The following is a 6,080-nucleotide window of genomic DNA, read 5'->3' on the forward strand; positions in this document are numbered from 1 at the left end:
GGTGCCTGACACCAATTAATGTGATAATCTAAATATGGTATAATAGTATTAAATTTGTTTTGAACTACTTCTTAGGAGAGGATATTAAATGAGTAATAATGAGGTACCTTCTCTACAGAAGGATGGAAGGTCGATATTATTAAATCAACGAAATCTATCTAGTATAATGACTGATTTAAAGTTACTATTTAAAGCAAATGTTTTAACAGCTAATGTCCTGCCGGTTTTTGCTGGATTCTGGTTAGCTTTATATTTTACGAATTCTTCCCTTTCAAGCAATATGGATATATTACTTTTGACCATTTTCGGAAGTACAATGGTAATTGCTGGGGCACTTGCGCTTAACAACTGGTACGATGTTGATATTGATACGGTAATGGATCGAACAAAGAACCGTCCAACGGTGACTGGGAATTTCTCACTTAAGCAAGTATTAACCATTGGAATTTCACTTACCATAGTTGGATTTATTTTATTACTGTTTACGACGTTTGAAGCGGCGATATATGGTTTCGTGGGCTGGTTTACTTATTGTTTTCCCTATACCATGTGGTCGAAACGAAAGTATACCTTTAATACCATAATTGGAAGTGTGTCTGGTGCGGTTACGCCTTTAATTGGCTGGACAGCGATCGCACCTGGATTTCAAAAGGTACCAATGATTATGTTTTTAATCTTGTTTATTTTTCAAATGCCGCATACCTTCGCGATAGCCATTAAGAAATTTAAAGAATATAAAGCGGCTGGGGTGGCGATGCTGCCAGTTGTTCGTGGACTCTCCGTGACTAAACGGCAAATGGTCATGTATATTGCCTGCTTATTTCCATTGCCATTCTTTTTAGATTCACTTGGAACTACCTTTGTGGTCATAGCTACTTTGCTTAACGCAGGGTGGTTGGTGGTAAGTATTAGCGGTTTTTTTATCAAAGATAACCTGAAATGGGCACAAGTGAATTTTTTATACTCTGTAAATTATATAACCATTATCTTCCTCATGATGATTGTGGTTACCTTACCGATTTTCCATCGCTAAAAGAAATATATGAAAAAGTCTGATCGCTGTAGGCAAATACAATGCCTACAATCGATCAGACTTTTTTTATTAAACGGATTACTTAAATGGATTTATTTTTTTAAGTGTAAAGATGTGTGATACGGTTCACTACACTGAGAATTGTTCCCAACTATGATATAAGTATGAAAATCACAAAGGGGATGATTGGGAATGGGAGCTGCAAAAGGAAACAACAAAAAGAAGTCAGGCGAAGTTCATGAAGCACCATTAAAAGGGACATGGATTTCCGTAAGTGTTGTGGGAGTAGTCATTCTACTTACGTATTTCTTATTATATGGCCTTTACATGTCTAGAGTTTAGGGGGATTTGGAATGAAGATGCATCTTGATGAAAAAATTTGGCTGACCTTAAGTTTTGGGATCATCATGATTTTCATGTTTATCACAGGCTATCAAGCATTTGCCTTGGATATGGCTCCACCAAGCAATAAGGAAATTATTGATCCACAAAAGGTAGATCAAATCGCACCATTCGATAAACCAGGTGTTACTAAAATTGGTGAAAATGAATATGAGGTTGTAATGACATTACAAGTATTTAGTTTTAATCCAAGTAATTTTGAAATCCCTGCTGGTTCCACCGTGCATTTTACACTCACCTCAAAAGATGTTGTTCACGGCTTTGAAGTAGCTGGAACAAACGTGAATGCAATGGTAATGCCAGGACATATTCAAAAAATTACCCAAAAGTTTGATAAACCTGGAACTTACTTAGTGTTATGTAATGAATACTGTGGAGCTGGTCACCAAGCAATGAGTACAACGATTACGGTTAAATAAAGGGGGGAAAGAAAATGCAAACAGCAAAATCACATACGCTAAAAGATCGAGCAAATAAAGTAATGGGGATCAGTAAGGAAGATGCCATTTTAACCAAAACATATATATTTGTAGCATTTACAGCACTGCTTCTGGGCGGAATATTAGGACTGCTGCAAGGACTAAATAGGTCAGGACTTTTAGAATTGCCATCCTGGCTTAACTATTATCAAGTACTAACAGCACATGGTTTATTATTAGTTGTTGTCTTAACTGCATTCTTTACGATTGGATATTTTTATGCATCACTTTCCCATACCTTAGGGGGGCTGTTGCCAAAAGTAAGGAAGATTGCTTGGATTGGTTTTGGAATGAAGATTGTCGGCTTTGTTTTATGTATAGTCCCAATTTTAATGAACGAAGCATCAGTTATGTATACATTTTATCCGCCGATGGCAGCGCATCCTGCCTTCTATATCGGGTTAGTATTCATTGCCCTAGGCGTTTGGATGTGCTGCATTGGGGCGTTTATCAATGTCGCTAATTGGAGAAAAAACAACAAAGGTCAACATGTTCCTATTCTTGCTTACTTTGCAACCGGCGTATTTATCCTTTTGTTCTTTGCTCTAATCCCAGTTGCAATTGAAGTTTTAACGATCATTCCATGGGCGTTTGGCTGGGTTGAAACAATTAATGTCATGGTTGCTCGGACACTATTTTGGGCGTTTGGACACACGCTGGTTAATATTTGGTACCTAACGGCCGTGTCTGCATGGTATGTTATTGTCCCAAAAATTATCAGTGGAAGACGATGGAGTGATACATTAACCCGTGTTGTTATTATCGCCTTAGTTGTAATGAACATCACTGGTGGTTTCCATCATCAGATTATCGACCCAGGTATTTCAGAAGCAGTTAAATTTATGCACGTATTTATGAGTTTAGCGATTGGTTTCCCATCATTAATGACCGCATTCGCTATGTTTGCTGTATTTGAGAGGACAGCCAGGAAACAAGGTGGAAAAGGTCTTATTGGATGGTATAAGAAAATGCCATGGGGAGATGTTCGTTTCCTAGCACCATTTATTGCAATGGTTGCCTATATTCCAGCAGGTGCTGGCGGGATTGTCCAAAGTACGAACCAGCTAGATCAGGTCGTTCATAATACCATGTGGATTGTTGGGCATTTCCATTTAACACTAGGAATGTCGGTCGTAATGACTTTCTTTGGAATTAGTTATTGGTTAGTTCCTTATATTTCAAAACGTGTTTTAACTCCACAAATAAATAGATTAGGTGTAATTCAAACTTGGATCTGGACAGTTGGTATGATATTTATGTCAGGTGCTATGCATTGGGTTGGATTACTTGGTTCTCCGCGAAGAACTTCCTATACAACCTACGGTGATAATGCAACAGCATTAAGCTGGGACCCGTATTTAATGTGCTTAGCTGTGGGAGGAACACTGTTAATTATCGGTGTTATTCTTCAAGTGTATGCTGTAGTTAATATGATGTTCTTTGCACCAAAAGGTGAAACAGAATTCCCGATTGCAGAAGAAGAGAAAAATGCAACCAAAACCCCTTATTGGACAGAGCGTTGGGGCCTTTGGATTGTTGTTATGCTATTAGTTGTGGCAATGGCCTATGTTATCCCATTAACGGAATTTATCGTCAATGCACCTCCTGGTTCACCACCGTTTAAAACATGGTGATCACGAAAAGCTAAAATCCATTCGCGCTGTATCTAGACAGTTTTCAAAGAAAGAGATAGCTCGTTGGCTAGGGCTATCTCTTTATACTTCAAAAAATAGATTTGGGAAGTGATCTTCATGATCAAAAATAGACATAATACATTTGCGTGTTTGCTTGTTATCTTATTTGGCTTTGCGTTGTTTTATTTCGGAACAGATGGGTTCACAGCCTTCACGGCAGAAACTGCACGGGTAAAGGAACTAATAGACGATAAACCCAAATTCCCTGACGTAACTTTTGAGGATAGCAAAGGGAGGGAATATTCTATTTCTGAATTTGAGGGCAAATATGTATTTATTACCTTTCTGTATACATCTTGTACAACGGTTTGTCCTCAATTAGAAATGAATATGTCGAAAGTTTATGATAAGGTACCAAGCAAATATATGGGCAAAGATATTGTCTTTTTAAGTATCAGCTTCGATCCTTCCAGGGATGACCCAGCTACGTTGGAAAAATACCGAGGCTATTTTAATAGTGATGGTGAAACATGGAGGATGGCAAGAATTGCAAATCAAACAGAATTAGATGCATTGTTAAAAGCATTCGGTGTTATTGTCATTCCCGATGAATACGGTAATTTTGCCCATAATTCAGCTTTTTATATTGTTGATAAAAAAGGTAGACTTCTAAATGTTTTAGACTACAAAAAAACTGATGAAGCTGCTAAAAAGCTTACAGGGATTCTTGACAAGGAAGTGGGGGAATAGTTATGAAGCATTCACTATATGGCTTATTGGTCCTCCTATTTCTTGCACTGCCTCCTGTGGCAAACTTAATGGAATCAGTCATGATTATTCACATGCATATGCAAATGCCTTTGTTAATTTTCACTGGATTTCTCCTTGCCCGTATTTTTCAACTACGCTTCCCACGCTTTTTTGAAAAATGGAACGGTAATGGAATACCAGGAATCATCTTGTTTACAATCATCGTCTCTTATTGGACACTGCCAAGGTCAATGGATGAAGCATTAACTTTACAGAGTATGGAAGTGTTTAAATTTACTAGTTTACCCTTATTGGCAGGGATCCCACTTAGGGATAGTTGGAAAAAACTTAAGCCTGCTGGTAAACATATCACTTTTTATTTTTTTATTATCATGTTTTCCGCAATGGGGTGGTTATATATCGATTCCCCCGTGCAATTATGTAACAACTATTTAATTATTGAACAAATTACACTAGGCTGGGGATTTATTACAACTGCAATCTGTATGATCATTTATTTGGTTTATAATGCTTTTGTTGACCCAACGAAATACGAGTAATAATTAAACTATTTATGATTTTCTGCATAAGAACATAAAAAAACTGTTAGGATACATTGCTCCTAACAGTTTTTTGCATTCGATATTTTATTAGAGATTCTTATGGTTCGTTTGAAGCGGTTGCCCTTTTTCGAGCCTGCAGAAATTTTATGACATTTAAAACGATGGTCTTGACTACGGCATAAAACGGTACTGCCAAAACCATCCCCAGTATGCCAGCTAAATTTCCGGCAGCGAGCAAGACGATAATGATTGTGGCTGGGTGGGTATCAAGTGATTTTCCAAGGATGAGCGGGGATAAAACATTCCCTTCCACTTGCTGGGCAATCACAATAATTAAAATAACTAGTAATGCTTTTGTCGGCGAATCAAATAAAGCAACGATCACAGCGGGTGCACCGCCAAGAATGGGGCCGACATAAGGAATGATGTTGGTAAACGCAACAATTACTGCCATAACTAGTGCAAATGGCAGATCGATAATCAAGTATCCAATAAAAGCAAGTATTCCTACTGATAGGGCAACAATAACTTGTCCTTGAATATAGGAGGAAAGTGTTTCACCTGTCTCTTTCAACATAAGCAATCCAGCTTCTCTATAGGATACAGGAAGGAATTTAGTTACAGCCTTAGGGAACTTATGTCCGTCCTTAAACATATAGAACAGTAAAAATGGAACGGTAGCTAGAATGACAGCAATATTGGCAAACACACCAAGGATATTCGTAATACCGCCAGTAATCCTGTCCGGCAAGGTATTTGCATAGGCTATCAGTTTTTCTTTACCGGTTTCCAAAAGATCATTTTGTTCTTCCATGATCCATTTGAATTCAGAACTTCGTGATAGCTTATCAAAATACTGCAAGGTTTTGTTGGCATAATCAGGAAGTGCATTTGCAAGTGCGGTAAATTGCTCTGTGATGGCAGGAACCAAGTTGCCAATCGCTAAAACAAGAATACCAATAAAGACTACATAAATGATTAGGATGGCAAGAATTCTTGGCACTTTTTGGCGCTGAAGAAAATTAACGATTGGATTTAGTAAGAAAAAGAGAAATCCAGTTATAAGAATTGGGAAAAAAAGTGTAGAGAAAAAGATACCGATCGGCATAAATAAAAATGAAATCTTTGTTGAAACAAAGATGATGGTTAATATTAGAAGAATTTGGATTAACCCATATTGGAATTTTCTTTTTGACATTACTTTCCCCTTTTTTCAATT

Annotated in this window: 7 protein-coding genes; 6 read left to right on the forward strand and 1 reads right to left on the reverse strand. The window is 37.5% G+C overall.

The features are described 5' to 3' along the window. Window positions 1-88 precede the first annotated feature (88 nt). The 6 genes from cyoE (at window position 89) to V7659_RS16735 (ending at window position 4,858) form a co-directional block, all read left to right on the forward strand. Window positions 89-1,033, forward strand: a complete 945-nt coding sequence (cyoE, locus tag V7659_RS16710; protein WP_335540949.1) for a heme o synthase — start codon at window positions 89-91, stop codon at window positions 1,031-1,033. 192 nt (window positions 1,034-1,225) lie between these two features. Then, entirely contained in the window at window positions 1,226-1,375 is a 150-nt protein-coding gene (locus V7659_RS16715) for a cytochrome c oxidase subunit 2A (RefSeq protein WP_335540950.1), read from the forward strand. Between the two features lie 11 nt (window positions 1,376-1,386). Next, on the forward strand, window positions 1,387-1,854 hold the full coding sequence (locus tag V7659_RS16720) for a cytochrome c oxidase subunit II (RefSeq protein ID WP_335540951.1): 468 nt from the start codon (window positions 1,387-1,389) through the stop codon (window positions 1,852-1,854). 14 nt (window positions 1,855-1,868) lie between these two features. Next, window positions 1,869-3,548: a cbb3-type cytochrome c oxidase subunit I gene (locus V7659_RS16725; protein WP_335540952.1), complete on the forward strand. Its 1,680-nt coding sequence runs from the start codon at window positions 1,869-1,871 to the stop codon at window positions 3,546-3,548. A gap of 117 nt (window positions 3,549-3,665) precedes the next feature. Continuing rightward, window positions 3,666-4,298: an SCO family protein gene (locus V7659_RS16730; RefSeq protein WP_335540953.1), complete on the forward strand. Its 633-nt coding sequence runs from the start codon at window positions 3,666-3,668 to the stop codon at window positions 4,296-4,298. Window positions 4,299-4,300: 2 nt separating this feature from the next. After that, a complete protein-coding gene (locus V7659_RS16735) occupies window positions 4,301-4,858 on the forward strand; it encodes a hypothetical protein (RefSeq protein ID WP_335540954.1) in 558 nt (185 codons plus the stop codon). A gap of 100 nt (window positions 4,859-4,958) precedes the next feature. Here the strand turns inward: V7659_RS16735 and V7659_RS16740 are convergent, their stop codons facing one another. Next, complete coding sequence (locus V7659_RS16740; protein WP_335540955.1) at window positions 4,959-6,059, reverse strand: AI-2E family transporter; 1,101 nt, start codon at window positions 6,057-6,059, stop codon at window positions 4,959-4,961. Between the last annotated feature and the right edge of the window lie 21 nt (window positions 6,060-6,080).

It is taken from the genome of Neobacillus drentensis, assembly GCF_036966985.1.
GTDB lineage: Bacteria > Bacillota > Bacilli > Bacillales > Cytobacillaceae > Neobacillus > Neobacillus drentensis_E.

Excerpts from the sequence above, each read along its gene's own strand:
- V7659_RS16740 (WP_335540955.1), bottom strand. The coding sequence starts at position 6,059 with ATGTCAAAAAGAAAATTCCAATATGGGTTAATCCAAATTCTTCTAATA.
- V7659_RS16735 (WP_335540954.1), top strand. The coding sequence starts at position 4,301 with ATGAAGCATTCACTATATGGCTTATTGGTCCTCCTATTTCTTGCACTG.
- cyoE (WP_335540949.1), top strand. The coding sequence starts at position 89 with ATGAGTAATAATGAGGTACCTTCTCTACAGAAGGATGGAAGGTCGATA.
- V7659_RS16715 (WP_335540950.1), top strand. The coding sequence starts at position 1,226 with ATGGGAGCTGCAAAAGGAAACAACAAAAAGAAGTCAGGCGAAGTTCAT.
- V7659_RS16720 (WP_335540951.1), top strand. The coding sequence starts at position 1,387 with ATGAAGATGCATCTTGATGAAAAAATTTGGCTGACCTTAAGTTTTGGG.
- V7659_RS16725 (WP_335540952.1), top strand. The coding sequence starts at position 1,869 with ATGCAAACAGCAAAATCACATACGCTAAAAGATCGAGCAAATAAAGTA.
- V7659_RS16730 (WP_335540953.1), top strand. The coding sequence starts at position 3,666 with ATGATCAAAAATAGACATAATACATTTGCGTGTTTGCTTGTTATCTTA.